This is a genomic window from Vibrio sp. 10N.222.49.C9, assembly GCF_041474985.1.
GTDB classification, from domain to species: domain Bacteria; phylum Pseudomonadota; class Gammaproteobacteria; order Enterobacterales; family Vibrionaceae; genus Vibrio; species Vibrio crassostreae_C.
In genome coordinates, this window is the sequence record NZ_JBFRVD010001148.1 from 1 (window position 1) to 315 (window position 315).

Genomic DNA, 315 nt, shown 5'->3' on the forward strand with positions numbered 1-315 from the left:
CGACAAGGTCGCCGAAGTAAACACCCAACTTCCGCCGTGTGCGTCCACTTGCTCTTGAAACTTATTCGCGACTGAAAGCGGTGTGATGTTCAATGAGAAGTGTCTTGGGGTGCATTCAAACCAGTAGGAATACCCCATGATCGAGGTATCGCAAACCCGCGTTAAGCGGTTTTGTATTTGAGTGACTCGATCAAACGCCGTATCTAAAAGCTGGCTGCGACCTAGCGCCATTTTGAGCACATCACGGCACAGTTGCAGTGCGTCTTGCAGGCGCTCCATCTCTCGTTGTAGCTTTTGATTCTTTAGTGCATCGCG

The 315-nt window shown here is 50.5% G+C and carries 1 pseudogene; it reads right to left on the reverse strand.

The features are described from left to right. Positions 1 to 315, reverse strand: a pseudogene (locus tag AB4585_RS27305) (ATP-dependent helicase); the annotation flags it as partial.